This window comes from Corynebacterium sp. HMSC072G08, from assembly GCF_001809185.1.
GTDB lineage: Bacteria > Actinomycetota > Actinomycetes > Mycobacteriales > Mycobacteriaceae > Corynebacterium > Corynebacterium phoceense.
Window position 1 is genome coordinate 1 of record NZ_KV796461.1, and the last position, 26,532, is coordinate 26,532.

Below are 26,532 nucleotides of genomic sequence, written 5' to 3' on the forward strand. Positions count from 1 at the left end.
TGGCCAGCAGCGCGGGCGGCCTTGCGGGCCTCAGCAATGCCTTTAGGCTTAGCGCGCCAATAAACAGCAGCCAGCGGCTGAACAAACTTAGCATCGGCAAGCGTCAGGCCGCGGTCGCGCAACTGGGCGACGGTGAGGCCGGCGGCTTCCTTGAGAGAATCAACACCGAGAGCAAGAGCATCGAAGATCGAGACGGTCATGCCACGGAGATTAAAGAGGCATCGGAAAGCCTGCAACCGATTGCCCAATGCATTTGTCGAACAGGGGTATTCGAACAGGGGTAATGAGGCAATAAACGTGCAGGTCCGCGCGTTTCGGCGCGAGCGTGCCGGTGGCATCGGTTAGCTTGAAGGTCCACTGTCAATCGGAGGACCGAAAGGATAGCGTTATGTATTCCCTGTTCGCTGCGGCCAGCGAGGCCGGGCTTGGCCCGCTGATCCAGCTCGCAATGCTCCCGATCGTGTTGAGCTCCGTGCCAATTCTCGCTATCACGACCTAGACACCCTTACTGCGAAAGGAGAACGCTATGAAACTGTCATCACCGATGGACTTTGACCAGTCGCTGTTGGACGCAGGACTGGGCCCGTCGATGCTCTGCGCACTGAGCTCGCTGCCGTTCCTGCGCAACGTCTAGAAAGCGCTACTCGCTTACGGAAATAACGTTGCCCATCTTCCGCGGGGTCTTGCCGCCGGTGACGTCCACCTGATCGATGTCGAACATCTGCGATAGGAAGTCCGCGACCCACTGGACGAGCTCGACGTCGCGCAGGAGCGGGTCGCGCACGTTGCGGCCGGCCTTGGGGAACGACAGCTGGATGGCCTTCGCGGCCGCCCGGTAATTCGAGCCTGGGAAGAGACGCTTGAGACGCACCTGCTTGGAATCCGCGAGCTCAACCGGGTGGACCTTGATGCGCGTGCCTTGGACCGTGATGTCTGAGACGCCGGCGCGGCGGGCCTGATGGCGCAAGCGTGCGACGGCGAGGAGACGCGAGACCTCCTCGGGCACGGGGCCGTAACGGTCTTCCATTTCCTCCACGATGAGCTGGAGATCCGCGTTGTTCTTCGAGGCCGCGAGCTTGCGGTACACCTCGAGGCGTAGACGCTCGGCGTTGATGTAGGCTTCGGGGATATGGGCATCGACAGGCAAGTCGATGCGGATCTCCTTGGGGCCTTCGTCGGTGGCCTTGGGGACCTCGCCGCGGGCCATGGCCTTGAAGGTCTCGACGGCCTCGCCAACAAGGCGGACGTAGAGATCGAAGCCGACGCCCGCAATGTGGCCGGACTGCTGCGCGCCGAGGACGTTGCCGGCGCCGCGCATCTCGAGGTCCTTCATGGCGACGGCCATGCCGGCGCCTAGGTCGTTGTTCTGGGCGATGGTCGCAAGGCGGTCGTAGGAGGTCTCGGTGAGCGTCGCGCCCTTGGGATACAGGAAGTAGGCGTAGCCGCGCTCGCGGGAGCGGCCCACGCGCCCGCGCAGCTGATGGAGCTGGGACAGGCCCATGTGGTGGGCGTTTTCGACGATGAGGGTGTTCGCATTCGCGATGTCGAGGCCGGTCTCCACGATGGTCGTGCAGACGAGCACGTCGTACTCGCGGTCCCAGAATCCTTGGACGGTCTTCTCAAGGAGCTCCTCGTTCATCTGGCCGTGGGCGACGACGATGCGCGCCTCGGGGACGAGCTCGCGCAGCTCGCGAGCTTTGGCCTCGATGTCGGAGACCTTGTTGTGGATGAAGAAGGTCTGGCCGTCGCGCAGGAGCTCGCGGCGGATGGCCGCGGCGACCTGCTTGTCCTCGTAGGCACCAACGTAGGTAAGCACCGGGTGGCGATCCTCCGGCGGGGTGAGGATGGTCGACATCTCGCGGATGCCGGCCATGGACATCTCGAGCGTGCGCGGAATCGGGGTCGCGGACATGGTGAGCACGTCCACGGAGGACTTGAGTGCCTTGATGTGCTCCTTGTGCTCGACGCCAAAGCGCTGCTCCTCGTCGACGACGATGAGGCCAAGGTTCTTCCACTGCACGCCTGTCTGAAGCAGACGGTGGGTGCCGATGACGATGTCGACGGAGCCGTCCGTCAACCCGCGCAGGATCTCCTTGGACTCCTTCGCGGTGGTAAAGCGCGAGAGGACCTGAATGTTGATGGGGAATCCGGCCATGCGCTCGCGGAAGGTATCGGCATGCTGTTGCGCCAAAAGGGTCGTCGGCACGAGGACCGCGACCTGCATGCCGTCCTGGACGGCCTTGAACGCAGCGCGCACGGCGACCTCAGTCTTGCCGTAGCCCACGTCGCCGACGACGACGCGGTCCATGGGAACAGGCGATTCCATATCGTGCTTAACGGCATCGATAGCGAGCATCTGGTCCTCGGTCTCGACGTACGGGAAGTTATCTTCCATCTCCGCCTGCCACGGCGAGTCGGGCGCAAACTGGTGGCCCGGCGCTGCTTGGCGCTTGGCATAGAGCTCGACGAGCTCGCCGGCGATTTCGCGCACGGCGGCGCGCGCCTTCTTCTTCGTGTTCTTCCAGTCCGAGCCGCCCATCTTGGACAGCTTGGGGGCCTCGCCGCCCGTGTACTTGGACAGCATGTCGAGCGAGTCCATGGGCACCCAGAGCTGATCACCCGGCTGGCCGCGCTTGCTCGGTGCGTACTCGAGCACGATGTACTCACGGCGGGACGTTTCATCGCCGGCTTGGATGGTCCTCTCAGCCATCTTGACGAACTTGGCGATGCCGTGGGTTTCATGCACCACAAAATCCCCGGCCTTCAAGGCCAAAGGGTCAACACGGTTGCGACGCTTGGCGGGACGGCGCTTGGCACCCGCGATGTCGCCCACGCGGTTACCGGTGAGGTCCGTCTCCGTAATGACCACAAGAGGCAGCGCCGCGGCGTCGCGGGCCTTGCGGATCTTGGGGAAAACCAGACCGGCATGCGACAGCGCCTGGTAAAGCGTCACCTCGCCAGGCGTGGGCTCCCAGCCGGGCGTGGCGACCTTGGCGGGAATGCCCTTCTCCGCGAAGCGGTCCACCATGCGCTTGATAGCGCCTTTGGCCGGCGCGATGAACGCCGCGCGCCCGCCCGCGTTCACGTGGGCGAGTAGCTCCGCCATCATCGCGTCGATCTGCTTGATATCGCCGCGCGGGGTGGGGCCCGGCTCGAAGTCGAGCGGCAGCGTCTCATCTTCTGGCGCGAAGAGCATGCCCGGCGGCGAGAACGTCCACAGCGGCAGCGACGCGTTGGCACACGTGATGTCCAAGGACTCAAAAGAGCGGTAACTAGAGGCAGAAGTGTCCAGGCCCTCCGCCGCGAGCGGCCCATCCGCGCCCATGGCGGCGGCCTCCCAGCCGGCGGCGAGGAACTCCGCGTCCGTGTCCACGAGGTCCGCGATGCGCGTGCGGATCTTCTCCGGCCCCACGAGCACGACGTGTGTGCCGGCGGGGAGGAGCTCTGGGAGGGTGACCATGGGGGCATCGGAAAGCACGGGCAGAAGAGCCTCCATGCCTTCGGCGGGAATCTTCTCCGAGACCTTGGCCAAAAGCTCCACCAACGCGGCGTTGCCCGGATGCGTGCCCATGAGCGACGCGGCGCGGGCGGCCACAGCGTCAGTGATAGGCAGTTCGCGGGCCGGGTAGACGTCCACGGAGCCGACCTCGATCTCCGCAATCGTGCGCTGGTCCGCGACGGAGAACTGCCGGATATCCGTGATTTCGTCGCCCCAGAACTCCACGCGCACCGGGTAATCAAGCGTCGTGGGGAAGATGTCCAGGATGCCGCCGCGCGTGGCGTACTCGCCGCGCTTGGCCACCATATCGACGTGGCGGTAGGCACGGAACTCCAGGCCGGCCACGACGTCTTCGAACTCGACCTCTAAAGACTCGGCGAGGCGAAGAGGCGCGCGGCCCTCCACGGTCTGCAACAAAGGCTGTGCGTAGCCGCGCGCGGCGGTTACGACAACGTCGAGCGAGTCAAGACGGTCGAGCACCTGCGCGCGGCGCCCCACGATGTCCGCGCCCGGCGAGAGGCGCTCGTGCGGGAGCGTCTCCCAGGACGGGAAATACGCCACCTTGGGTCCCAAGAGAGCCGCAAGCTCCGCCGTAAGATCCTCAGCCTCGCGGCCCGTGGCCGTGACGACGAGGACCGGGGCGCGGTGCGCCAGCGCGCCCAGCGCCCAGGGACGCACCTGGTCAATGCCGGTGAGGTGCAGCGAGGCCTCGCCCACGTGCGTGAGCATGCCCTTGAGCTTGGGATCCGTAGCCGCGACCTTGAGCAGGCCGGCGAGCATGGGGGTTGCCATCTAGGCGTGTCCTTTCAACTTAGGCTGGGCCTCCAGGCCCGCGAGCCCATTCCAGCAGAGATTCACGATATGCGCGGCGACGACCTCTTTGGACGGCTCGCGTTCGTCCAGCCACCATAGCGCCGTCATGGACACGGCACCAACGAGCGCCTGCGCGTAGAGGTTCGCCAGCGTCTCGTCCAGCCCGCGGTGATGGAAGGCCGTCGCGAGGATGTGGCTCACCTGCCCCACCGCGGTGGACAGCAGCGTGGCGTAGCTGCGGTCCGTTCCCGGCTTCGAGTCGCGCGCGAGGATGAGGAAGCCGTCGGTCTCCTCTTCGACGTAGGTGAGCAGCACGAGCGCGGCCTGCTCAATGCGCTCGCGCCACGAGCCCTCCCCCAGCGCGTCCGTGACGAGCTTTTCCAGCGCGAGCATCTCGCGGTCAATAATGACGGCGTAGAGCCCCTCTTTGCCACCAAAATGTTCGTAGACAACGGGCTTGGACACGGTCGCGCGGGCGGCGATTTCCTCCACGCTCGTGCCATCGAAACCCAACTCCGCAAACGCTGCGCGCCCCACTGCAATGAGCTGTTCACGGCGCTCACGCCCCGTCATCCTTTGTCGAACCATGCCTTCTACCCTATCGTCTCCCAGCTCGCGCGCAGCTTTCCGATGCCCCCCCCTTTCCCTCCCGTCTCATGTCCGCCCCGCGTGCTAGGTTGATGCCGTCCCTTCCCTACAACCAGCCATGAGCCTCTTGATGAGACGCTGCCGCGCCATGTAGCCGCGGCCGCCTGTGGCTAAGAGCCGTCCGCCGAGCTCATCGCACAGTGCGCGGACGGTACGGTCGCCTCCGCGTCCGAGGTCTGGGTGCTGCGCCGCGGGACGGTGTATTCCGTGTCGCAGGGCGCCGAAGACGCCACGACCGGCGGCGGCCAAGATGGTGGACCTAGCGCGCAACCCGGTCCTCCCTGCTCGCGTAGAACAGAGAGGACCGGGTTGCGATTGTGCTTCCCCACCAGGACTCGAACCTAGAATGACGGTACCAAAAACCGTAGTGTTGCCGATTACACCATGGGGAAATCCGGCTGCGTAAACAACCGTTCTTAGAGGATACCCGACGGGGGCACCGCTACTGCAAACCGACCCGAATTATTCGAAATCGAGGTGTCGGGACTGGGCCGCGGCCGTGCGGCCGTGGACGAGGACGTAGACTCCGGCGGCCACGATGACGAGGCCAGCCATGAGCCAGTACATTGTCGTATACCCCGTCGCGGCGATGAGCGAGCCGAGCGCCAGCGGGCCGAAGCCGATGCCCACGTCGAGCAGAAGAAAGAGCGTAGAAATACCCGCGCCCATCTCGGCGAGCGGGACAAGACGCACGGAGATCGCTTGCACGGCTGGCATGAGCGAGCCGTAGCCCAGGCCCACGAGGGCGCCGGCGAGGACGACCTGCCAGTTGGTGTGTGCAGCGGCGAGCAGCGCCAGGCCCGCGACGAAAACGACGAGCGCCGGGTAGACCACCGCGTTGTCGCCGTGGCGGTCCTGGATGCGGCCGAGGACAAAGCGCATGACAAGGCTCACGCCGGCGTAGGCAAGGAAGAAGAAGCTGGCGCCGGTCGCGAGACCGGCGGCATCGGAGTACGCATTGATGAAGGTGATGATCGCGGCGTACGCGACGCCGACGAGCAGCATGAAGAAGCCCACGGGCGCGACCTTGGGGTGGACGATGGTCGCCAGCGAGAAGCGCGCGGCGTGGCGTTCCTGGGCCGGGGCACGGAGGAACATCGCTAGGGCGAGCGCCACCACGGTAAGACTGAGCACGGAGATAAAGACCGCGTTGTAGCCCAGCGAGTTCGCCAGCGCGAGGCCGGCCGCTGGTCCGACGGCGGTGGCGAGCGTCGTGCCGAGCGCGAAGTAGCCGGTGCCCTCGGCGCGGCGGTGGTCCGGGATGACGGACTGTGCGACGGCCATGACGGCGGTCGAGGCCACCGCGTAGCCGAGGCCGTGAATAAGACGCACGACGATGAGGAACGCGAGCGAATGCGCCGGGAAGTAGGCGACACAGGCCACGGCAACGACCGCGAGCGAGACAAGCAGCGAGGTCTTCCGGCCGACGGTGTCGACGACGTAGCCCGAGAAGAGTCGAGCGACGGTCGCGCCGACGACAAAGGAACTCGAGGCGAAGCCGGCGGCGGTCTCACTCGCCGCGAACTGCGTGGCGGCGTAGAGCGCCATGATGGTCACGAGCAGGTAAAAGACCATGAACTGTGCGAAGTTCACGAGCCAGGCGAAGACAAAGGTGGGCGTGATGAGCCGTGGGCTCGGCGCGCCCGGTGCGGCGGCGGGACCAGTGGACGGGGACGTAGGAAACACCTCACATCGTGCGGGGACAAAAGAACGCGCGTTACCTTACTCCCCCGCCGCGGGGCTTTGCATGCCCGGTGCATGCGAACGGCGCGCGTGGTCCGTTCGGGGATCCGTCGCGCGCCGTACGAACGCCGTGTGAGGGCAGGAAGACGTGGGTTATTTCGTGGCGTCTCCTGGGGCACCATCCCGGTCTAGGGGTGAATTGCTTGGCACTTCTTTTCTCCTCTATACAATAAAAAGTTCATGTCTGAAGCGACTAAACCTTAATAAAGAATAAAGGCATACTACGTGGTCGCCGAGGTTACGGGGCACGGTTTAATCACAATCCTGTCGTTCAACAGGCGGCCGACACAGGAAGTTAGGCCCCTTGCGTCGGGGTCGCATACGGGCTGCGCGAGGCGTCGATGATCTGGCCGCCGTGGTGGGAGTGCGCCTTCTGCTCGAAGTAGAGCGCGGCGGCCTGAACGCGCACGTCCGGCTTCTCGCCTTTGTCCACGATGACGAACTGCCCCATCATGCCCTCGTCCTCGTGGAGGAGCATGTGACAGTGGTACATGTACGGAATCGTGGGATCCGGGTAGTGGCCGAACTCAACGAGCAGGCGCGCCGTCGTCTTTGGAGGCAGGTTGACCGTATCGTGCCATCCGGCCTCCGGCTTGGGACGCACCGTCACCGTCGTCGAGGCCTGCGCGACGTCCACGCCAAGCACCTTGAAGCGCGCGTCGTGAATGTGGAAGTTGTGCGGCCAGTCATCATTTTCATTCGTCACGGTCCAGATCTCCGGCTCGTCGTGGTCGATGACGACATCGACGCGCGCCATGTCCATGGACTCGCCGTTGATCATGAAGGTATTGAGCACAAACTCGCGCTCCGTAAGTCCCTCCTCGCTGGGGACCTCGAGCGCTGCGGGGTCGAGCTCGGCGGGCAACGCGGGGGCATCGGGGGCATCGGCAGCCGGGCCGATAATGCGGAGGAGGTCGAAGTTATCGCCGAAGCCGAAGTCTGAGGAGTACTCGTCGTCGGGCACGCCAAAGTTATCGGCGCGCGCGACGGACTGCAGGATGTGCTCCTCCCCCGGCTTGAGGTCGACGAGCACCTCGAGGCGTTGGCCGGGGCCGATGAAGGCCTCGTCGACGGTGAGCGGCTCGGGCAGCAGCCCGGCGTCCGTCGCGATGACGCGCAGCGGCGTGCCGTTGTGCATGGTAAGCGTGTAGAAACGCATGGACGCGGCGTTGAGGATGCGCAGGCGCACCCGGCGCGTCGTCGCCTCGAACTTCGCGTTCGTAATGCCGTTGACCACCGGCGTCGTGCCCAGCAGGCCGAGCGTCGAGTCGACGGAATGGTCGAGCTGGTTGTCGTCCGTGAACTTCGCGTCGACCAAGACGACGGGGATATCGTCCACGCCGTACTCATGCGGCAGCTCGAGGCCGTCCGAGACGTCGTCGTCGAGAATGAACATGCCAGCCAAGCCACGGTACGCATGCGTTGCCGTCGCCATATGCGGGTGCGGGTGGTACCACGTCGTCGCGGCGGGCTGCTCGATGGTCCACGTCGGCTTCCACGTCTCTCCGACCTGGATGGGCGAATGCGGGCCGCCGTCCGAATACGCAGGCAACTTCATGCCGTGCCAGTGCACCGTGGTCATCTCGATGAGGTCATTGGTGATCTCCGCGCGGACCTTCTCCCCCTTGTGTGCGCGCAGCGTGGGCCCCAGGTACGGGCCATTGAAACCCCACGTGCGGGTCTCCGACGCGCCGGGCAGAATCTCGGAGTGGCCGTCCTGCGCTGTGAGCTTGAAGACGCGGGTGTCGCCGTCCTTCTCGCCTTCGAGCAGCGGCGGGATGGGCAGCGGGCGGGGCTCGGAATCATAGCCTCGGGGCGGGGTCTGGCTCTTTTCTGCGGTGTCGTCCGAGTCCGAGCACGCGGCGAGTACACCACCGGCGGCGAGGAAGACGGAACCTTGGACAAAGAGGCGACGCGTGAGACTCATGTGTCCTACTTTAAACGCTCGAGCGGGGTGTGGCCTACCCTTGAAAAATATGAAAACGAGTGAGGAATCCAACGCACGCCGCTTCGTGTGGGCCAATGGTCTGCAAAACGTCGGCGACCAGCTCGTCTCCGGCAAGACGGTGCTGCCGTGGCTCTTCCATGCGGCGGGCGTGCCGGGCTTCTTTACGGGTCTGCTTGTGCCGCTGCGCGAGTCCGGCTCCATGCTCCCGCAGGCCGCGCTCACGCCCTGGGTCACCACGCATGCCGGCCGCAAGCGCCTGTGGGTCTTAGGCTCGCTCGGCCAAGCCGCCTGCGCCGCGGTCATCGCGCTCGCCGCATGGCTTGCCGATGCCGCCCTCCTCGGCGTCCTTGTCGTCCTTGCGCTCGCAGGGCTCGCGATCTTTCGCGCGCTGTGTTCCATCACGGGCAAAGACGTGCAGGGCCGCACGATTTCGAAGGGCGCGCGAGGCGAGGTCACCGGCCGCGCGGCCCGGCTCGGCGGCGCGGCGACGCTCATCACGGGCGTCGTGCTCGCGGTGCTCGGCGACGTGCCGCGGTGGGGTCTTGCGCTGTTGCTCGCGGTAGGCGCGGCGACGTGGCTCATCGCAGGCGGCATCTTCCGCGGCGTCGAAGAACCGATCCCGGACGAGGATGTGGAGGCTCAGGGCCTCAATAAGTCTTGGTGGAAGGATACGTGGGAGCTCTACCGCGGCGATGAGAAGTTCCGGCGCTTCGTCAATGTCCGCGCGCTGCTGCTCGTCTCCGCACTGTCCACGTCGTTTATCGTCGTGCTCTCGCGCGACGCGGGGCAAGCGATGCTCTCCGGGCTCGCAGGCTTCGTGCTCGCCTCAGGCCTGTCCAACCTGCTAGGCGGGCGCCTGTCCGGTGTGTGGTCGGACCGGTCCTCCCGGACAGTGATGGCCGCGGGGGCGGCGGGGGCATCGGCAGTTTTGCTGGCCTTGGTGGCCTGCGCGTGGTGGGCTCCGGCGAGCCTCAACGCCTGGGTCATGCCGCTGGGATTCTTCTTAGTCAACCTCGCGCACACGGCCATTCGCGTGGCGCGTAAGACGTACGTCGTAGACATGGCTGGCGGCGATAAGCGCACGCAGTACGTGGGCGCGGCGAACACGATGATGGGCGTCGTCTTGCTCATCGTGGGTGGAATTTCGGCCGTCATCGCGCTCGCGGGACCGGCCCCGGCGCTGCTCTTTTTGGCCGCCATCGGGCTGCTGGGCGCCTGGCGCGCCCGTGGTCTCGACAACGTCTCGCGTGGGAACGTTTAGAATGTGTGCCTAGATACTTTTTGACTCGACATTTTTGTGAGGAGCTATTCCTTTGGCTGATACCACCGATCTCGCCATCCTCGTCCTCGCCGCCGGCGCAGGCACCCGCATGAAATCCGCGAAACAGAAGACCCTCCACGAGATCGGCGGGCGCAGCCTCCTGGGCCACTCGCTCCACGCGGCCGCTGGCCTGAACCCGGCACACCTCGTCGCCGTCGTGGGCCACCAGCGCGAGCAGGTCGCCCCGGCCGTCGAGGCCATCGCTGCGGAGCTGGACCGCGAGGTCCTCGTCGCCGTCCAGGAAGAGCAGAACGGCACGGGCGACGCCGTTGCCGCAGGCCTCGCACCGCTGCCGGACTTCAACGGTACCGTCATCGTCACTAACGGCGACGTCCCGCTGCTGCGCCCGGAGACCATTCAGTCCCTCTTCGAGGCGCACGTCGCCGAGTCCAACGCCGTGACTGTGCTTTCCATGTCGTTGGACGACCCGACGGGTTACGGCCGCATCGTTCGCGACGGCTCCGCCGTGACGGCCATCGTGGAACAAAAGGACGCCGCCCCGGAGCAGCTCGCGATTACCGAGGTCAACTCCGGCGTCTTCGCCTTTGACGGCGCCATCCTGCGCGACGCGTTGGGCCAGCTCAACTCGGATAACGCACAGGGCGAGCTCTACATCACGGACGTGCTCTCCATCGCGCGCGACGCGGGCCACCGCGTGGGCGCCGTCGTCGCCCCAGACCCGTCCGAGCTCGCCGGCGTCAACGACCGCGTCCAGCTCGCCGCCGCGGGCCGCGCGCTCAACGAGCGCGTCGTCGAGGCCGCCATGCGCGGCGGCGCCACCGTCGTCGACCCTGCTACCACGTGGATTGGCGTCAACGTCACCATCGGCTCCGACGTCATCATCCACCCCAACACCCAGCTGTGGGGTGCCACCTCCATCGCCGACGGCGCCGAGGTCGGCCCGGACACGACGCTGACCAACATGCAGGTCGGCGCGAACGCCCACGTTATCCGCGTCCACGGCTTCGACTCTGTCATCGGCCGCGGCGCCAACATCGGCCCGTACACCTACATTCGTCCGGGCACCGTCGTGGGCGAAGAAGGCAAGCTCGGCGGCTTCGTCGAGGCCAAGAATGCCCAGATCGGCCGCGGCACCAAGGTCCCGCACCTCACCTATATTGGGGATGCCACCGTGGGCGAGTACTCCAATATCGGCGCGTCCTCCGTCTTCGTCAACTACGACGGCGTGAACAAGCACCACACCACCATCGGCAGCCACGTGCGTACCGGCTCGGACACCATGTTCATCGCTCCGGTGACGGTCGGTGACGGCGCCTACTCCGGAGCGGGTACAGTAATTAAGGACGACGTTCCTGCGGGAGCCCTCGTCGTCTCCGGCGGCAAGCAGCGCAACATCGAAGGTTGGGTGGAGCGCAAGCGCCCGGGCACCGCGGCAGCAGACGCCGCCGCGGCGGCACGCGACGCACAGCCAACGAACGACGATAAGTAATCGCAGAAACTTCCCGCCACAACTGACAAGGAAGGCAACACCCAGCCATGACCGGCAAGGTAACTGGTAGCAGCAAAAACATGAAGCTCTTCTCCGGGCGCGCACACCCGGAGCTGGCAGAGGCAGTCGCTCGCGAGCTCAAGACCGACTTGGTCCCCACCACCGCCCGCGACTTCGCCAACGGCGAGATTTTCATCCGCTTTGAGGAATCCGTCCGTGGCGCGGACTGCTTCGTCATGCAGTCCCACACGCAGCCGCTCAACAAGTGGCTCATGGAACAGCTCATTATGATCGACGCTCTGAAGCGCGGCTCCGCCAAGCGCATCACCGCGATCCTGCCGTTCTACCCCTACGCCCGCCAGGATAAGAAGCACCGCGGCCGCGAGCCGATTTCCGCCCGCCTCGTCGCTGACCTGCTCCAGGCCGCCGGCGCAGACCGCATCGTCTCCGTCGATCTCCACACGGACCAGATCCAGGGCTTCTTCGACGGCCCGGTCGACCACATGCATGCGCAGCCTATCCTCGTCGACTACATCAAGTCGAAGTACGCCATGGATAACCTCGTGGTCGTCTCCCCAGATGCCGGCCGCGTCAAGGTCGCTGAGAAGTGGGCCCACGACCTGGGCGACGCTCCGCTCGCCTTCGTCCACAAGACCCGCTCCACCGAGGTCGCCAACCAGACCGTGTCCAACCGCGTCGTTGGCGAGGTCGAGGGCAAGGATTGCATCCTCCTCGACGACATGATCGATACCGGCGGCACCATCGCCGGCGCCGTCCGCGTCCTTAAGGAAGCGGGCGCCAAGTCCGTCGTCATCGCGTGTACGCACGGCGTTTTCTCCGACCCGGCGCGCGAGCGTCTGTCCGAGTGCGGCGCAGAAGAGGTCATCACGACCGATACCCTCCCGCAGTCCACCGAGGGCTGGTCCAACCTCACGGTGCTGTCCATCGCCCCGCTGCTGGCACGCACCATCAACGAGATCTTCGAGAACGGCTCCGTCACCACGCTGTTCGAGACGCACTAAGCGCGCATCTCGCTTCTTCCCCGCTCGGCCTCACGGCCCAGCGGGGATTTTTGTTGTGCAATCTTTATCACCGCAGTACTCACACACCGCTCGCGGGCGCGACGCCGAGGCGTATGGCGCCGTCCATGTCGCCCAGGGCGAGGAACCGCGCCCGCCTAAGGAGCCGGAGCCGGAAGACGGCCAGGAAGAGTCCGTGCTCGTCGACGATGAAGGCTGGGGCGTCGTGAACGACAGCGAGGTCCGCGAGTTCATTGAACTTGAGCACCCTGCCGCGGCCACTGCGGAGGCCACTGCGGAGGAGGCAGAGGACGAGACGGACGAGCGCTAAGTATTTGGTGTCCGGGCCGATGCGTTGCTAGGATATATCCGTCTCGGCGAGGGCGAGCGGTCACATGACCGTAAGCCGTTATCGACGCGATTGTGAACTTCTAAGCATATAAGCCTGCGATGACTCCTCCCCAGACGTCCATCGGCAGGCTTTCGTCGTTCTTGCGCCGTATCATTGAGCCTCGCCACACACTGATTAACTGCAAGGAGAATTTTATGTCTAACGAGACTCCGGTCATCAAGGCTACAGCCCGCAACGAATTCGGCAAGGGCCCGGCTCGCCGCCTGCGCGTCGCCGGCCAGGTCCCGGGCGTTGTCTACGGCCACAGCACCGACCCGGTCCACTTCTCTGTTGACCGCCTGGAGATCACCGCTCTGGTTCGCAACCACGGCGTCAACGCTGTTCTCGAGCTCGAGCTCGACGGCGAGCAGCACCTGAGCATGGTCAAGCACGTCGACCAGAACGTGCTGACCCTCGACATCGACCACATCGACCTCCTCGCCATCAAGCGCGGCGAGAAGGTTGAGGTCGAGGTCCCGGTCGTCGTCGAGGGCGAGCCGGCACCGGGCACCGAGTACTACCAGGATGCAGACGTCATCCTGGTTGAGGCTGACGTTCTTAACATTCCGGAAGAAATCGTCGTCTCCATCGAGGGCCTGGAGGACGGCTCCGTCGTCACCGCCGCCGACATCACCCTGCCGGAGAACACCACCCTGGTCGCCGACGCCGAGACCGTCATCGCTTCCGTCTCCATCCCGCAGGTGGACGAAGAGCTCGAGGCCGCCGCTGAGGCAGCTGAAGAGGGCGGCGCCGAGGCTGGCGCTGACTCCGCTGAGGACGCCGCGGCTGCCGCAGCCACCGAGTCCGAGTAATTCTCGCCTCATTCGCCGCGTTCCCCGCATGGGGTGCGCGGCGTTTCGCCGTTTTTCAGGCGGCTTCGCCCACGCCCACGCGGGCGTGCGAGAATGGAACGCGTGACTGATTCTCCCCTTCTCATTGTTGGCCTGGGCAACCCGGGCGCCCAGTACGCGGGCACGCGCCACAACATCGGCTACGACGTCATTGACGAGCTGTGCGACCGCGTGACGCCCATGGCTACGAGCTTGAGCGTCCATAAGAAGACGAACACGTTCGTCGCGGAGCTCGGCGCCGGGCGGCTCACCTCGCGCAAGACGATCCTCGCCCGCCCGCGCTCGTTCATGAACCTCTCCGGCGGGCCAGTCAAGGCCCTCGCGCAGTACTTCGGCGTGGCCCCCGCGGACATCGTGGTCATCCACGACGAACTCGAGCTCGACTTCGGCCAAGTGAGACTGCGTACGGGCGGCGGGGACCACGGCCACAACGGCCTGCGCTCCATCACTAAGTCCCTGGGCACCAAGGATTACCAGCGCCTGTCCATCGGCATCGGCCGCCCACCGGGCCGCATGGATCCCGCCAGCTTCGTGCTCAAGCCGTGGTCCAAGCGTGAGGCCCAGGACATCCCCATCGTGTGCGCTGATGCTGCCGATGCCCTCCTCCGCGCCGCGTAGGCACGAGTACACTGTCCCACCATGAGACTTGCTACGCTGCGCACCCCTTACGGCACGACGACCATCCGCGTCGAGGGCGACAACGTCGGTATTGAGCTCGACCACGAGGACGTGGGCGCGCTCCTGCGCACCGAGGACTGGCGCAAGGCGGCCGCGCTGTCCGGCGAGCCCGTCGCCTTCGCGCCCGAGGACCTGGCACCCGTTATTCCGCACCCGGGCAAGATCATCTGCGTCGGCCTCAACTATGCCAAGCATATCCGGGAGATGGGTCGCGAGTTCCCCGACGTCCCCACGCTGTTTATCAAGTTCCCAGACGCGCTCACCGGCCCCTACGACGACGTGCACATCCCGCCGTTCGGGCAGTCCAAGCTCGACTACGAGGGCGAGCTCGCCGTCGTCATCGGCCGCCGCGCCCACCACGTCACCGCCGCCGAGGCGCTCGACTACGTAGCGGGCTACTCCATCATCAACGACTACACGCTGCGCGATTTCCAGCGCGCGACCACGCAATTCCACGCCGGCAAGTCCTTCTACCGCACCGCCGGCTTCGGGCCGTGGCTCACGACCTCCGACGAGTGGGCGCCGGGCGGCGGCGCGCGCCTGACCACGACCGTCGACGGCGAGGTCCGCCAGGACGACAACACGGACGATCTCATTTTCTCCGTCGCTCGGCTCATCGAGTTCTGCTCGCAGCTCTACCCGCTCCACCCCGGCGACGTCATCGCTACCGGCACGCCCGAGGGCGTCGGCTTCGCCCATAAGCCGCAGGCCTTCATCCAGGACGGTCAGACCGTGCGCATCGAGATCGAGGGCCTGGGCCATATCGCGAACCAGACCATCTACGACCACTCGGTGATGCCCTCCATCGTGGGCGAAGACCTCCTTGGACACGGGCACAGCGGCAACTCGGACGGCTGCGCCTGCGGCGGCGACTGCTCCTGCGGCGCGCACTAATCACCGGACGAACCCCCGCCGAGCTCCCGCGCATAGCGCAGCCAGAGTAGCTCCATGCGCGTATCCGGCTCGGTGAGGCTGCGACCCGTGACCTCCTCGAACTTCGCGACACGGTGGCGCAGCGTGTTCTCGTGCACATATAGCCCCGCGGCGGCCTGCTTGAAGCTCAGTCCCGCGTCCAAATACGCCCACACCGACTCGAGCAGCATCGCGCCGGTCTCAGGGGCCTCAGCGAAGACAGTCTCGTAGCGCGCCTGCACGATGGCCGTGACCGCAGGGACCTCCGGCACGGCGAGCCGCCACGACAACGCGGCGGCGTCCCACCACCCCGTCCGGCCCGGCGGCAGCGCAGAGAGCACGCGCCTCGCCCCAGCCCAGGACTCCCCGGCTTCGGCCAGCGAAGTGGAGGGGCCTGCGGCGAGGAGAACGGGGGCATCGGCAAGCTGGGCCGTGGCGGGAATAAGCGCGGCGATGACATCGCCGACCTCGGCCGCGACCGCCATCGCGGCGGGCGTCGAGCCCCACTTCTCCACGTAGGCGACCCACTCGTCCGGGTCCGCGGCCATGCCGAGAGCTACGCGGTACGCGATATCCGGCAGGCCGAGCCGCCGCGCGCGGGCGGCAATCTCCAAGCCCGAATGCTGCGGCGCGGCGATAAGGCGCAGCAACTCCGCCTTAGCCACGCGGCGGCGCACGGACTCACCCACGCTCGCCGCCCGATATTCACGCACGGCCTGCTGCATGAACCACTCACCCACCTCCCACATCGCGTCCATGGCGGTAAGACAGTCCTCGACCGGAAGCCCACGCGTCCGCGCGATGTCGCTAAACCGCCGCTGCGTCGAGGTGAGCGCCAGACGGTAAGCACGCAACAACGAATCGACCTGCACGCCCTGACCTAGGCGGCGCAGCGCGACACTGGGCACGGCCGGAAGCTGCGCTGCAGAACCGCTCGCAACGACGTCGAGGACCACATCGATAATCCCGCCCACGGAGGCCACAAGCTCGCGGCGCGGGACGTCCGCGTAGTCCGGCAGCTCCTCGTGGATATCGCCCACGGCGTGCACCGTGAGGTCCTCGTGCTCACGGCGCAGCTGCGCCACGACGGTCGCCAGCGTCGCGTAGGGAATGGAGTTATCCGGACTCATGCATCTCGATTGTAGGAAACTCCAAACGCGCACGTGAACTATTAGACAGAACCCCATTGAATATGATGTATATCACGGGAGATAGTAGTGGGCATCGCGTCGCCCCAGCCGCGACGTGCCCTGCACGCCTGATCCTCTTGGAGACACTCATGCCCACTTCCCTTTCCGCGAGCCTCGCCAAGGCCGCTGACGTCATGGAACCCACCCGCACCCCGCGCCAGAAGCGCAAAGCGTTTTTAGGTGCCATCGCTGGCCATCTCATCGAGTGGTACGACTACGGCGTCTACGGCTTTGTAGCCATCTACGTCGGCCAAGCCTTCTTCTCCGCCGCCACGCCTGCCATCGCACTGCTGTCCTCTTTCGCGACCTTCGCATTGTCGTTCTTTATGCGTCCGCTCGGTGGATTCATCTTTGGCCCGCTCGGCGACCGCATCGGTCGCAAGAACACCATAGCACTGGTCATGGTGCTCATGTCCGGCTCCACTTTCTGCATTGGGCTTATGCCCACCTACGCCGCCATCGGTTTCGCGGCACCGGCCCTGCTCATCCTCGCCCGCTGCGTCCAGGGCCTATCCGCCGGCGGCGAGATCGGTACCGTGACCTCCTATGTCGCGGAGTACGGCGGCGCCAAGCGCCGTGGCCTGGCCACCTCGCTGCTCATGACGATTGCGGTCTCCGGCCTGCTCCTCGGATCCATCGTCGCCAACGGCCTCGCGGCCATGCTCGGCGACGAGGCGATGCAGGCCTACGGCTGGCGCATTCCGTTCCTCGTCGCGGGCCCACTCGGCCTCATCGCGGCCTACATCCGCTCGCGTCTCGAGGATTCCGCCCAGTTCGAGGCCATCGCCGAGTCCGGCCACCAGGAAAAGCGCCCTTTGCGCGCCCTGTGGAAGTGGAAAGGCAACCTGCTGCTCGTGGCTGGCTCCATCTCCCTGCTGGCCTCCATGTTCTACATGGTCCTCACGTTCTCCTCGACGTACCTGGTCAACACGCTGGGCTTCACCGCCACGGAGCGCTTCTGGTTCATCACCGTCGGCGGCGCCACGGCCGCATGCCTCATGCCACTGGGCGGACTCATCACGGACGTGTGGGGACGCCGCCCGTTCCTCATCCTCACCTCCGCGCTCACCGTGCCGGCGGTCTGGTGGTTCTTCTCCTCGGCCCCGGGCGCTACAGCGCAGTCGCTCTTCCTGCCATTCATGGCCTGCTGCGTGCTCTTCGGCCTCTACTCCTCGACCCCGTACGCGGTGATGACGGACATGATTCCCACGCAAGTCCGCGCCACGGGTATCTCCATGGCCTATAACTTCCCCGTCGCCATCTTCGGTGGCTCCGCCCCGTTCATCGCGTCCTACCTCATCAACCTCACCGGGGATATCACCTCGCCGATGTACTTCTTCATCGGCACCGCAGTGCTGTCGTTCCTCTCCAGCTGCCTCATCTCCCGCCGCCACTACTCCCGCGTCAAGGCTGCCGATGCCGCCCTCCTCGGCGTCATCGCCTCCTCCCGCGCCTTAGCCGACGCCGTCGCTACGGAAGCCGCCGAGGAAAACGCAGCGCAAACCTCCTCTTCGGCGCGCGCTACCCCATAGCGGAACTCTGCGTCTGTGCGTCGCATGCCCCGAATGGCCAGATCACTGGGTTCGCCCCCACCATTCTGGGGCTAGCGGCGTTTTCGCATGTCTAAAGTTCCGCTAATAAGCTGTTAAGTATGAGCAAGAATACAAAGCGCACCAAGCCCGCCAAACTCGACAAGGAAGCCTACGAGGCCGAACTCAAGCGTCTCCAGGCCGAGCTCGTCGAGATGCAGCAGTGGGTCGTCGAGACCGGCGCCCGCGTCGTCATCATCATGGAAGGCCGCGACGCCGCTGGCAAGGGTTCCGCTATTAAGCGCATTACCCAGTACCTGAACCCCCGCACGTGCCGCATCGAGGCGCTGCCCAAGCCCACCGATCGCGAGTCCGGCCAATGGTACTTTCAGCGCTACATCGAAAAGCTGCCCACCGCCGGCGAGATCGTCATCTTTGACCGCTCCTGGTACAACCGCGGCGGTGTGGAGCGCGTCATGGGCTTCTGCACCCCGCAGGAGCACGTGCGCTTCCTTCACCAGGCGCCGGTCCTTGAGCGCATGCTCGTCGAAGACGGCATCATCTTGCTCAAATACTGGTTCTCCGTCTCCGACGAAGAGCAGATCGCCCGCTTCAAATCCCGCCGCAACGATCCGCTGCGCCGCTGGAAGCTCTCCCCCATGGATCTCCAGTCCATTACCCGCTGGGAGGACTACTCCCGCGCGAAGGACGAGATGTTCGTCCACACGGACACGCCCACCGCGCCGTGGTACACCGTGGAGTCCGAGGACAAGAAGCGCTCGCGTATCAACGTCATCAACCACATCCTGAAGACGATTCCGTACCAGCACGTCCCGCAGGATGTGCCGGAAATCCCGGAGCGCCCGGACGAGAGCGGCGAAGAGTACGAGCGTCCGCCGCGCGATGATTTCTCCTACGTCCCCGACGTCGCCTCCGAGTTGGAGCGCGACAAGGTCGCCGCCGCGAAGAAGGCTAAAAAGGCTAAGAAGGCCGCTAAGAAGTCAGGCAAGAAGAAGGACTAGCCTCCCACGCCACTGAAATAGCCATTTCGCCCGAATTAGCTCCGATTTTTCGACAAATCGGATTCTTATTCGGGCGAAATGGCTATTTCACTGCATAAACAACTTTCGACGTCGCGAAGATCAACGAGCCGCCCCGCGAAGCGAATTCGACGGGGCGGCCTTGTGCGTCTAGCGCTTAGAGCTCAGCGGCGGACTTGCGCGTCGGGAGAACCGTGGGGCGTGCGCCGGCGAGTTCCTCGACGATGCGGATGACCTGGTTCGAGTAACCGAACTCGTTGTCGTACCACACGTAGAGCACGAGGTGCTTGCCGGAGGCGATGGTCGCCAGGCCGTCGACGATGCCCGCGTGGGTGGAGCCGACGAAGTCCGAGGAAACGACCTCCGGGGAGGCGATGTAGGAAATCTGCTGGCGCAGGTCCGAATGGAGGGAGACGTTGCGCAGGAAGTCGTTGACCTCGTCGGCCTCGACCTCCTTGGCGAGCTCGAGGTTGAGCACAGCCATGGACACGTCCGGGGTAGGAACGCGGATGGCATTACCGGTGAGCTTGCCCTCGAACTCCGGCACGGCCTTGGAGACGGCCTTGGCAGCGCCGGTCTCCGTAAGCACCATGTTGAGGCCAGCGGCACGGCCGCGGCGCGGGCCCTTGTGGAAGTTGTCGATGAGGTTCTGGTCGTTGGTGAACGAGTGCGCGGTCTCGACGTGGCCGTGGACGACGCCGTAGCGGTCGTTGATGACCTTGAGCACCGGAGTGATGCCGTTCGTGGTGCAGGATGCGGCAGACAGGATCTTGTCCGTGTCCTCGATGTCGCCGTGGTTGATGCCGTAGACGATGTTCTTCAGGTCGCCCTTGCCCGGAGCGGTGAGCAGGACGCGAGCGATGCCCTTGGACTTGAGGTGCTGCTCGAGCCCCTCGCGGTTGCGCCACACGCCCGTGTTGTCGACGAGGATGGCGTTGTCGATGCCGTACTCGGTGTAGTCGATGGATGCCGGATCGTTGGCGTAGATCATCTGGATCTTCGTGCCGTTGGCCCAGATGACCTCGTTCTCCTCGTCGACGGAGATGGTGCCGTTGAAGGCGCCGTGGACGGAGTCGCGGCGCAGGAGGGAGGCGCGCTTGATGATGTCGCCGTCGCCCTTCTTACGGACCACGATGCCGCGCAGACGCACGCCGTTGTAGGCGGCCTCGCGAGCGATGAGGATGCGGGCAAGCAGGCGGCCGATGCGGCCGAAGCCGTAGAGCACGACATCGACCGGCTCCTTCTGGGTGTCCTTGCCAATGACGTCGGCGAGGGCGGACTCGACGAAGGCACGCAGGTCGGTCTCGCCGGAATCGGCGAAGTCGAGCGCGAGCTGGCCCAGATCGATAGACACGGAGGCCAGGTTAAGGTCGACGAGAACCTCGAGAATGGGGAGGGTCTGCGCGGTGGAGAGTTCCTCGCCGGCGACGCGGCGGGCGTAGCGGTGTGCCTTGACAATGTCGATGTCAGTGACACCCTCGAGCAGCGAGCCGAAGATCGACGTCACGACGTTGGAGCGGCGCAGCGTGTGCAGCAGCGGGATCATCTTCTGAGCGCGCTCGATGCGCTCGTTCCAGTCGTCGTGGCCAACCTGGGCGTTTCCGGTCACTTCAATCAATCCTTTACTCATGGGGTTGTCACATAGAGTGCGCAAAAGGGGTTAATGCAACAACACATAATATCCGAACCGGGCACGCAATTTACTAAAGACGCTGAAGTATCTCCGCCACACTACCCCCGCCGAGTCGCTCGGGCTCCACGCCCACGAGACAATAGGCCACCGCAGGGTCCTTCTGCGCACGTCGCGTCTTGAGCAGCGGGCTCAAATGCGGGTAAATGGGCGCCATGTCTGGGTGCGTGCGGGTGTAGTCCGTCGCGAGCCCACGGGCGTAGCGTCCGGACAGAGCGCGCGTCGAGACCGTCTCCCCGCCGCTCGCTATGAGCTCGCGATTGCTTTCGGATGTCCCCGCCTCCTCCGCGAGCAGGAACGCCGAGCCGCAGCTCACCTTGGCCACGCCGGGCCAGCCCAGGGCCTCCTCAACGTCCGCGTGGTCGCGCAAGCCGCCGGCCGCGATGAGCGGAATGGCAAAACCCTCGGCCTCGAGCGCCGCGTGGACGTCCGCAACGAGCTCACGCAGCGGCCGCCAGTCCGGTTCTTCCTCGATGGTCCACGTCCCGCGGTGCCCGCCTGCGTCGGCGCCCTGGACGCAGAGCACGTCGACGCCCCGGCGCGCGGCCACGAGGGCATCGGCCGCCGTCGTCACCGTCGTCCACGCCTCGATTCCTGCTTCGTGGATGCGTTGTATTTCCTCGTCGCTGAAGGTTCCGAACATCGACCAGATGACGGCGGGACGGTTGTCGTGCGCCAGTGCGAGGGCGAGCTTCTCATGCCATCCAAACGTGTAATCCACGTGGTCGAGCACAACGCCCTCTTCATCCGAGATGGTCTGCGCGGCCGCCCACAGGTCCTTGGTGAGCGGCGGCTGCGGGTGGAAGAGGTTGAGCCCAAAGCGCGCCCCCTCCATAGCGTCGAGCTGCTGCGCGACGACGTTCATAGGCGACGTGCCGAGCGCAAGGGCGCTGAATGAGCCGGCGGCATCGGCAGCACGCACCAGGGCGGGCGTGGTGGGGCCGCCGGCCATGGGGGCGACGATGACAGGCGACGGGAAGGAATCGATCACGCGAGTACTCATGCGGACATCCTACGTGCGAGACTGGAACGCATGGTTGGTTTTATTTCGAAGATTCGCGCGCTCTTCGGCGGCGCTGGCGCACCCGACACGCGGGGGCCGGTCGCGCTCGACCCGGCATCCTTGCAGGCCGAATGGCTCATCGTGGGACTCGGCAACCCGGGTGCACGCTACGCGGCGACGCGCCACAACGTGGGCTACATGGCCATCGACGATCTCCTCGCTGACGCCGGGGACGTGCTCGCCCCCGTGCGCGGCATCAAAGCCGAGGCCGCGCAGATCGACATCAATGGCACGCCCGTCGTCGTGGCGCGCGCAACGACGTTTATGAACCTCTCGGGCGAGGGCATCGGCCCGCTCGCCACAGCGCTCGGCGTCGGGCCGGACCGCGTCATCGTCTGCCACGACGAGCTCGACTTGCCCGCGCACAAGCTACGTCTCAAGCTCGGCGGCAACGAGAATGGCCACAACGGACTCAAGTCGCTCACGGAGCACCTGGGCACCCGCGACTACCTGCGCGTGCGCATCGGCATCGGCCGCCCGGCCAAGTCCGCGCCGCAGCCCATTCCCGACTGGGTGCTGGGGCCTGTCGACGACGGCCACGACTTCGATACCGCCATCGCCACGGCCGCCCGCGGCGCCCGGCTCATCGTTGCTCGCGGCCTGAACGCCGCGCAGAACGACATCCATTCGCGCTAAGCCCGGCGCGCAGCAGTTCGCACGCGTAATCTCGACAACCATGAGCGACCAGACTGCATCCAAGACGATTGTCATCACCGGCGCCTCGGACGGCATCGGCGCCGCCGCGGCCCGCAAGCTGCAGCGCATGAACAACAAGCACACCCTCGTCATCGTCGGTCGCAACCCGGAGAAGACCCGGGCCGTCGCGAGCGAAATCGGCGCGCGCTACCACCTCGCGGACTTTGAGTCCTTGGGCCAGGTCCGCCGTCTCGCCGAGGAACTGCAAGACTTGGGCCACATCGATGCCCTCGCCAATAACGCGGGCGGCGTCTTTGACGGCCCCTTCCGCACCGCAGATGGCTTCGAGCGCACGTGGCAGGTCAACGTCGTCGCCCCCTTCCTGCTCACCTCGCTCCTGCGCGAACAACTCACCCCGGACCCAGAGCTGGGAAAGGAAGCGGCGACGGTGGTGCAGACGGCATCGGTAGCAAACATGCTCATGAGCAACTTCGATGCCGCGGACCCCAATACCTTCCAGAACTTCAGCCGCGAGCGCGCCTACGGCAACGCGAAGCTGGGCGATATCCTGCTCGCGAGATATCTCGCGAGTAAAGGACTCAACGCCGTGGCCTTTCACCCTGGCGTGCTCGCCACGAACTTCGCGCAGTCCGGCACGGGCGCGGTGCAAAAGATCTACGCGTCGAAGCTCGCTCACCGCTTCTTTGGCAAGCCATCTTCCGGCGGCGATAACTTGGCGTTCTTCCTCCTCGGCACGCCCGGCGTGCACTTCGAGCCGGGCGAGTATTACAACGACAAACGGCGTCCAGGCCTGCAACGTCCCATCGCGAAGAAGCTCTCCGTGGCGCGCCGCCTCTTTGACGATCTCGGCCGCCGGCTGAATGTGGAATGGTAAGTCCCTCCCGCTAAGGTAGAGGCCATGAGTTCTTCCACCGTGGCCAATGAGGCCTCCCGTCGCCGCACCTTCGCCGTCATCGCCCACCCGGATGCCGGTAAGTCGACGCTCACGGAGGCCTTGGCCCTCCATGCGCACGTCATCAACGAGGCCGGCGCGGTCCACGGCAAGGGCAACCGCAAGGCCACGGTCTCTGACTGGATGGAGATGGAGAAGGACCGCGGTATTTCCGTCGCGTCCTCGGCTCTTCAGTTCGAATACGCACCTGAAGACCATGAAGGGGAACCCTTCATGATCAACCTCGTCGATACCCCTGGCCACGCGGACTTCTCTGAAGATACCTACCGCGTGCTCACCGCCGTCGACGCCGCAGTCATGCTTATCGATGCCGCCAAGGGCCTCGAGCCCCAGACCCTCAAGCTCTTCCGCGTCTGTAAGGCCCGCGGCCTGCCCATCATCACGGTGATCAACAAGTGGGACCGCGTCGGCCGCGAGCCGCTCGAGCTGGTCGACGAAATCGTCAACGAGATCCAGCTCCAGCCCACTCCGCTCTACTGGCCGGTGGGCATCGCGGGTGATTTCAAGGGCCTGGCCCACATCAACTCGGACGGCGAGGCGGACGAGTACATCCACTTCATCCGCACCGCCGGCGGCTCCACCATCGCTCCGGAGGAGCACTTCCAGCCTGCCGATGCCGCCGCGCGCGAAGGCTCCGATTGGGACACCGCCGTGGAGGAAGCCGAGCTGCTCGCCATGGACGGCGCGCTCCACGACCAGGAGTTGTTTGAGCAGTGCGTCACCTCGCCGCTCATCTTCGCCTCCGCGATGCTCAACTTCGGCGTCCACCAGATTCTCGATACCCTCTGCGCCATCGCCCCGGCCCCGCGCTCCCGCGAGTCCGATCCCAAGGCCGTCGAGGCATCCACCACCGCCATCGACGAGGTCCGCGAGGTCACCGATGACTTCTCCGGCGTCGTCTTCAAGGTGCAGGCCGGCATGGACCGCAAGCACCGCGACAACCTGGCGTTCATGCGCGTCGTCTCCGGCGAGTTCGACCGCGGCATGCAGGTCACCCACGCCCAATCAGGCCGCAGCTTCTCCACGAAGTATGCGCTCACTGTCTTCGGCCGCACGCGCGACACCATCGACACCGCCTACCCGGGCGATATCGTGGGCCTCGTCAACGCCGGCTCACTCGCTCCCGGCGACACCATCTACAACGGCCGCAAGGTCCAATTCAAGCCCATGCCCCAGTTCGCGCCCGAGGCGTTCCGCATCCTGCGTGCCAAGTCGCTGGGCGACTACAAGGCGTTCCGCAAGGGCTTGGACCAGCTCGCCGCCGAGGGCGTCGTGCAGATCCTGCGCAACGACATCCGCGGCGACGCCGCCCCCGTCATGGCCGCCGTCGGCCCCATGCAGTTCGAGGTCATGCAGGCCCGCATGGAAGTCGAGTACAACGTCGAGACCGTCACCGAACCCATCCCCTACTCCGTCGCCCGCCGCACCGACGCTGCCTCCGCCGAGGAACTCGGCCGCCAGCGCGGCGTGGAAATCTTCACCCGCACCGACGGCGAGCTCATCGCGCTGTTCGGCGATAAGTGGAAGCTCGCCTTCGTGGAGAAGGAACACCCGGACCTCACGATGGAGCCGCTCGTCGCGGACTAACCTGCGGCGCAGAAGATTTTAGGACAAGCCAGGAATCACGGCGTTGAGTCCCAGCATGATGGCCAACGTCGCGAGCGGGATGATGATGGTCACGACGGCCACGTCCTTGTAGGACAGGCGGTGAGTCATGCCGCAGACCATGAGCATGGTGAGCACCGCACCGTTGTGCGGCAGCGAGTCGAAGCTCACGGAGGCCATGGCGGTCACGCGGTGCATAAGCTCCAAGCTAATGCCTTGCTCCGTGGCCAGCTGCGCGAGCTGTTCGCCGAGGGTTTCCATGGTGATGGACAAGCCTCCGGAGGACGAGCCGGTGATGCCGGAGATGACCGCGGTGGACACGGTGGAGACCACGAGCGCGTTATCCGCGATGCCGAGCATGTTGTTCTTGATAACGGCGAAGACGGCCAGCGCCGCGATGACGGCACCGTAGCCGACCTCAGACGCGGTAGTAAAACACGGGAGGATGGCGTTCTTCGCGCCTTCGGAAAGTTCTTTGAGCGAGGTGCTCACGCGCGAGGGGAACATCGCGATGATGACCACGACGGCGAGCGCCAGGGCGATGGTCGGCGACCAGATACCGAGCAGCGCCTTGAGAGAGGTCTCGCCGTATTTTTCTGCGGCGAGGTAGTCGGCGGTCCAGGACTTGGAGAAGAAGTAGACAATCGCGAAGTTCACCACGATGACCACGAGAATGGGCAACAGGCCCAGCATGCCTTGGACCTTGACGGACGGTTCCTTGATGCCCAGCGGCGCGTGGGTGGTGAGGTGACCACCGGAGTTGGTGTCGAAGGACTCGCCGCCGATGTCGACGGAGGCTTCGTCGCCAGTATCGCCGATGCCCTCGGGCGTCGGGATGACGTTGCCCTTTGCGTCGATGGGCTCGAAGCGCTCGCCGCCGCGCTGGAGTTGCTTAATGCGGAACTCGAGCCAGGCCATACCGGCCACCAGCATGAGGAGGGCCGAGAGGATGCCAAACACCGGCGCGGCGTACGTATTCGTGCCAAAGTAGCTCGTCGGAATGGCGTTGTGAATCTGTGGGGAGCCCGGCAACGCGGCGAGCGCGAAGGTGATGGTGCCCAGCGCGATGGCGCCGGGCATAAGCCGCTTGGGGATGCCGGTTTCTTTAAAAAGCGCGGTCGCAATCGGCACGATGGTAAAGGCCACGACCCACGCGGAGACGCCGCCGTAGGTAAGCAGTGCGGTGGCGATAACAGTGGAGAGCATCGCACGTTTCGGCCCGAAGAGCGCGGTGATACCGCGGGCGAGGTAGCGCGCCAGGCCTGTCGAGGTCATGAGGTAGCCAAAGATCGCGCCGAAGAGGAAGAGCGGGAAATACTTCCCAATGAACCCAGCGAGCGCCGGCATGAAGATCTGGGTGTACGTGCCCATGACCGGTTCGCGGGCAAAGAGCACCGCAATGAGCGCGGCGGCGGGGCCGACGACGACCACGGAGTGGCCACGATAAGCGAAGACGACAAGGAATATGAGCGAGAGGACCACGCCTATGAGCGAGATGACCATCGAAAGAACCTTCCTAGAAAAGCATCGTGC

General features: G+C 65.3%; 21 protein-coding genes. 12 read left to right on the top strand and 9 right to left on the bottom strand.

Annotation, left to right across the window (positions count from 1 at the left end):
• The 5 genes from HMPREF2559_RS10980 to HMPREF2559_RS11000 form a co-directional block, all read right to left on the bottom strand.
• On the bottom strand, positions 1-200 hold a 200-nt coding region (locus HMPREF2559_RS10980), incomplete at its 3' end, for a hypothetical protein (RefSeq protein ID WP_148138819.1).
• A 440-nt stretch (positions 201-640) separates the two neighbouring features.
• Positions 641-4,291 carry a transcription-repair coupling factor gene (mfd, locus tag HMPREF2559_RS10985; protein WP_196131116.1) on the bottom strand — a complete coding sequence of 1,217 codons (3,651 nt, stop codon included), beginning with the start codon at positions 4,289-4,291 and terminating at the stop codon, positions 641-643.
• On the bottom strand, positions 4,292-4,900 hold the full coding sequence (locus HMPREF2559_RS10990) for a TetR/AcrR family transcriptional regulator (protein WP_066487536.1): 609 nt from the start codon (positions 4,898-4,900) through the stop codon (positions 4,292-4,294).
• Positions 4,901-5,422: 522 nt separating this feature from the next.
• A complete protein-coding gene (locus HMPREF2559_RS10995; RefSeq protein ID WP_066510518.1) occupies positions 5,423-6,646 on the bottom strand; it encodes an MFS transporter in 1,224 nt (407 codons plus the stop codon).
• A gap of 352 nt (positions 6,647-6,998) precedes the next feature.
• The gene (locus HMPREF2559_RS11000; protein ID WP_066487530.1) at positions 6,999-8,630 is read right to left on the bottom strand and encodes a multicopper oxidase family protein; all 1,632 of its coding nucleotides are present in this window, start codon (positions 8,628-8,630) and stop codon (positions 6,999-7,001) included.
• A 49-nt stretch (positions 8,631-8,679) separates the two neighbouring features.
• On the opposite strand from HMPREF2559_RS11000, the gene HMPREF2559_RS11005 reads away from it, so the two are divergent.
• The 7 genes from HMPREF2559_RS11005 (at position 8,680) to HMPREF2559_RS11035 (ending at position 15,255) form a co-directional block, all read left to right on the top strand.
• Positions 8,680-9,912 carry an MFS transporter gene (locus tag HMPREF2559_RS11005; protein ID WP_066487528.1) on the top strand — a complete coding sequence of 411 codons (1,233 nt, stop codon included), beginning with the start codon at positions 8,680-8,682 and terminating at the stop codon, positions 9,910-9,912.
• 52 nt (positions 9,913-9,964) lie between these two features.
• The gene (glmU, locus tag HMPREF2559_RS11010) at positions 9,965-11,422 is read left to right on the top strand and encodes a bifunctional UDP-N-acetylglucosamine diphosphorylase/glucosamine-1-phosphate N-acetyltransferase GlmU (RefSeq protein ID WP_066487526.1); all 1,458 of its coding nucleotides are present in this window, start codon (positions 9,965-9,967) and stop codon (positions 11,420-11,422) included.
• Between the two features lie 47 nt (positions 11,423-11,469).
• Complete coding sequence (locus HMPREF2559_RS11015; protein ID WP_066487521.1) at positions 11,470-12,444, top strand: ribose-phosphate diphosphokinase; 975 nt, start codon at positions 11,470-11,472, stop codon at positions 12,442-12,444.
• 55 nt (positions 12,445-12,499) lie between these two features.
• Complete coding sequence (locus HMPREF2559_RS11020; protein ID WP_066487518.1) at positions 12,500-12,772, top strand: hypothetical protein; 273 nt, start codon at positions 12,500-12,502, stop codon at positions 12,770-12,772.
• Positions 12,773-12,987: 215 nt separating this feature from the next.
• The gene (locus HMPREF2559_RS11025) at positions 12,988-13,644 is read left to right on the top strand and encodes a 50S ribosomal protein L25/general stress protein Ctc (RefSeq protein ID WP_066487514.1); all 657 of its coding nucleotides are present in this window, start codon (positions 12,988-12,990) and stop codon (positions 13,642-13,644) included.
• 93 nt (positions 13,645-13,737) lie between these two features.
• On the top strand, positions 13,738-14,301 hold the full coding sequence (pth, locus tag HMPREF2559_RS11030) for an aminoacyl-tRNA hydrolase (RefSeq protein ID WP_066487504.1): 564 nt from the start codon (positions 13,738-13,740) through the stop codon (positions 14,299-14,301).
• 21 nt (positions 14,302-14,322) lie between these two features.
• Positions 14,323-15,255, top strand: coding sequence for a fumarylacetoacetate hydrolase family protein (locus HMPREF2559_RS11035; protein ID WP_082723217.1), 933 nt, complete (start codon positions 14,323-14,325; stop codon positions 15,253-15,255).
• Here HMPREF2559_RS11035 and HMPREF2559_RS11040 read toward each other — a convergent pair.
• Positions 15,252-16,403, bottom strand: a complete 1,152-nt coding sequence (locus tag HMPREF2559_RS11040; protein ID WP_066487495.1) for a PucR family transcriptional regulator — start codon at positions 16,401-16,403, stop codon at positions 15,252-15,254. The genes HMPREF2559_RS11035 and HMPREF2559_RS11040 overlap by 4 nt on opposite strands.
• A gap of 149 nt (positions 16,404-16,552) precedes the next feature.
• On the opposite strand from HMPREF2559_RS11040, the gene HMPREF2559_RS11045 reads away from it, so the two are divergent.
• Positions 16,553-17,995, top strand: coding sequence for an MFS transporter (locus tag HMPREF2559_RS11045; protein ID WP_070540766.1), 1,443 nt, complete (start codon positions 16,553-16,555; stop codon positions 17,993-17,995).
• A 119-nt stretch (positions 17,996-18,114) separates the two neighbouring features.
• Positions 18,115-19,014, top strand: a complete 900-nt coding sequence (gene ppk2, locus HMPREF2559_RS11050) for a polyphosphate kinase 2 (RefSeq protein ID WP_066487492.1) — start codon at positions 18,115-18,117, stop codon at positions 19,012-19,014.
• A gap of 175 nt (positions 19,015-19,189) precedes the next feature.
• On the opposite strand, the gene HMPREF2559_RS11055 is transcribed toward ppk2, so the two are convergent.
• Both HMPREF2559_RS11055 and HMPREF2559_RS11060 read right to left on the bottom strand, forming a co-directional pair.
• Positions 19,190-20,641: a glyceraldehyde-3-phosphate dehydrogenase gene (locus HMPREF2559_RS11055; RefSeq protein WP_066487489.1), complete on the bottom strand. Its 1,452-nt coding sequence runs from the start codon at positions 20,639-20,641 to the stop codon at positions 19,190-19,192.
• 94 nt (positions 20,642-20,735) lie between these two features.
• Positions 20,736-21,725: a nitronate monooxygenase gene (locus HMPREF2559_RS11060; protein WP_083297829.1), complete on the bottom strand. Its 990-nt coding sequence runs from the start codon at positions 21,723-21,725 to the stop codon at positions 20,736-20,738.
• A gap of 30 nt (positions 21,726-21,755) precedes the next feature.
• On the opposite strand from HMPREF2559_RS11060, the gene pth (HMPREF2559_RS11065) reads away from it, so the two are divergent.
• Genes pth (HMPREF2559_RS11065) through HMPREF2559_RS11075 form a run of 3 tightly spaced genes read left to right on the top strand, consistent with a single transcriptional unit; the run spans position 21,756 to position 24,981 of the window.
• Complete coding sequence (gene pth, locus HMPREF2559_RS11065; protein ID WP_082723214.1) at positions 21,756-22,421, top strand: aminoacyl-tRNA hydrolase; 666 nt, start codon at positions 21,756-21,758, stop codon at positions 22,419-22,421.
• 40 nt (positions 22,422-22,461) lie between these two features.
• The gene (locus HMPREF2559_RS11070) at positions 22,462-23,316 is read left to right on the top strand and encodes an SDR family NAD(P)-dependent oxidoreductase (protein ID WP_066487486.1); all 855 of its coding nucleotides are present in this window, start codon (positions 22,462-22,464) and stop codon (positions 23,314-23,316) included.
• A 24-nt stretch (positions 23,317-23,340) separates the two neighbouring features.
• Complete coding sequence (locus tag HMPREF2559_RS11075) at positions 23,341-24,981, top strand: peptide chain release factor 3 (RefSeq protein ID WP_068801572.1); 1,641 nt, start codon at positions 23,341-23,343, stop codon at positions 24,979-24,981.
• Positions 24,982-24,999: 18 nt separating this feature from the next.
• Here the strand turns inward: HMPREF2559_RS11075 and HMPREF2559_RS11080 are convergent, their stop codons facing one another.
• Positions 25,000-26,502 carry a GntP family permease gene (locus tag HMPREF2559_RS11080; protein ID WP_066487478.1) on the bottom strand — a complete coding sequence of 501 codons (1,503 nt, stop codon included), beginning with the start codon at positions 26,500-26,502 and terminating at the stop codon, positions 25,000-25,002.
• Between the last annotated feature and the right edge of the window lie 30 nt (positions 26,503-26,532).

What these genes read in the sequence shown, in the direction of transcription:
- mfd (WP_196131116.1), bottom strand. Translation starts at nt 4,291, where the DNA reads ATGGCAACCCCCATGCTCGCCGGCCTGCTCAAGGTCGCGGCTACGGAT.
- HMPREF2559_RS10990 (WP_066487536.1), bottom strand. Translation starts at nt 4,900, where the DNA reads ATGGTTCGACAAAGGATGACGGGGCGTGAGCGCCGTGAACAGCTCATT.
- HMPREF2559_RS11000 (WP_066487530.1), bottom strand. Translation starts at nt 8,630, where the DNA reads ATGAGTCTCACGCGTCGCCTCTTTGTCCAAGGTTCCGTCTTCCTCGCC.
- HMPREF2559_RS11005 (WP_066487528.1), top strand. Translation starts at nt 8,680, where the DNA reads ATGAAAACGAGTGAGGAATCCAACGCACGCCGCTTCGTGTGGGCCAAT.
- HMPREF2559_RS11015 (WP_066487521.1), top strand. Translation starts at nt 11,470, where the DNA reads ATGACCGGCAAGGTAACTGGTAGCAGCAAAAACATGAAGCTCTTCTCC.
- HMPREF2559_RS11025 (WP_066487514.1), top strand. Translation starts at nt 12,988, where the DNA reads ATGTCTAACGAGACTCCGGTCATCAAGGCTACAGCCCGCAACGAATTC.
- pth (WP_066487504.1), top strand. Translation starts at nt 13,738, where the DNA reads ATGGAACGCGTGACTGATTCTCCCCTTCTCATTGTTGGCCTGGGCAAC.
- HMPREF2559_RS11035 (WP_082723217.1), top strand. Translation starts at nt 14,323, where the DNA reads ATGAGACTTGCTACGCTGCGCACCCCTTACGGCACGACGACCATCCGC.
- HMPREF2559_RS11040 (WP_066487495.1), bottom strand. Translation starts at nt 16,403, where the DNA reads ATGAGTCCGGATAACTCCATTCCCTACGCGACGCTGGCGACCGTCGTG.
- HMPREF2559_RS11045 (WP_070540766.1), top strand. Translation starts at nt 16,553, where the DNA reads ATGCCCACTTCCCTTTCCGCGAGCCTCGCCAAGGCCGCTGACGTCATG.
- ppk2 (WP_066487492.1), top strand. Translation starts at nt 18,115, where the DNA reads ATGAGCAAGAATACAAAGCGCACCAAGCCCGCCAAACTCGACAAGGAA.
- HMPREF2559_RS11060 (WP_083297829.1), bottom strand. Translation starts at nt 21,725, where the DNA reads ATGAGTACTCGCGTGATCGATTCCTTCCCGTCGCCTGTCATCGTCGCC.
- pth (WP_082723214.1), top strand. Translation starts at nt 21,756, where the DNA reads ATGGTTGGTTTTATTTCGAAGATTCGCGCGCTCTTCGGCGGCGCTGGC.
- HMPREF2559_RS11070 (WP_066487486.1), top strand. Translation starts at nt 22,462, where the DNA reads ATGAGCGACCAGACTGCATCCAAGACGATTGTCATCACCGGCGCCTCG.
- HMPREF2559_RS11075 (WP_068801572.1), top strand. Translation starts at nt 23,341, where the DNA reads ATGAGTTCTTCCACCGTGGCCAATGAGGCCTCCCGTCGCCGCACCTTC.
- HMPREF2559_RS11080 (WP_066487478.1), bottom strand. Translation starts at nt 26,502, where the DNA reads ATGGTCATCTCGCTCATAGGCGTGGTCCTCTCGCTCATATTCCTTGTC.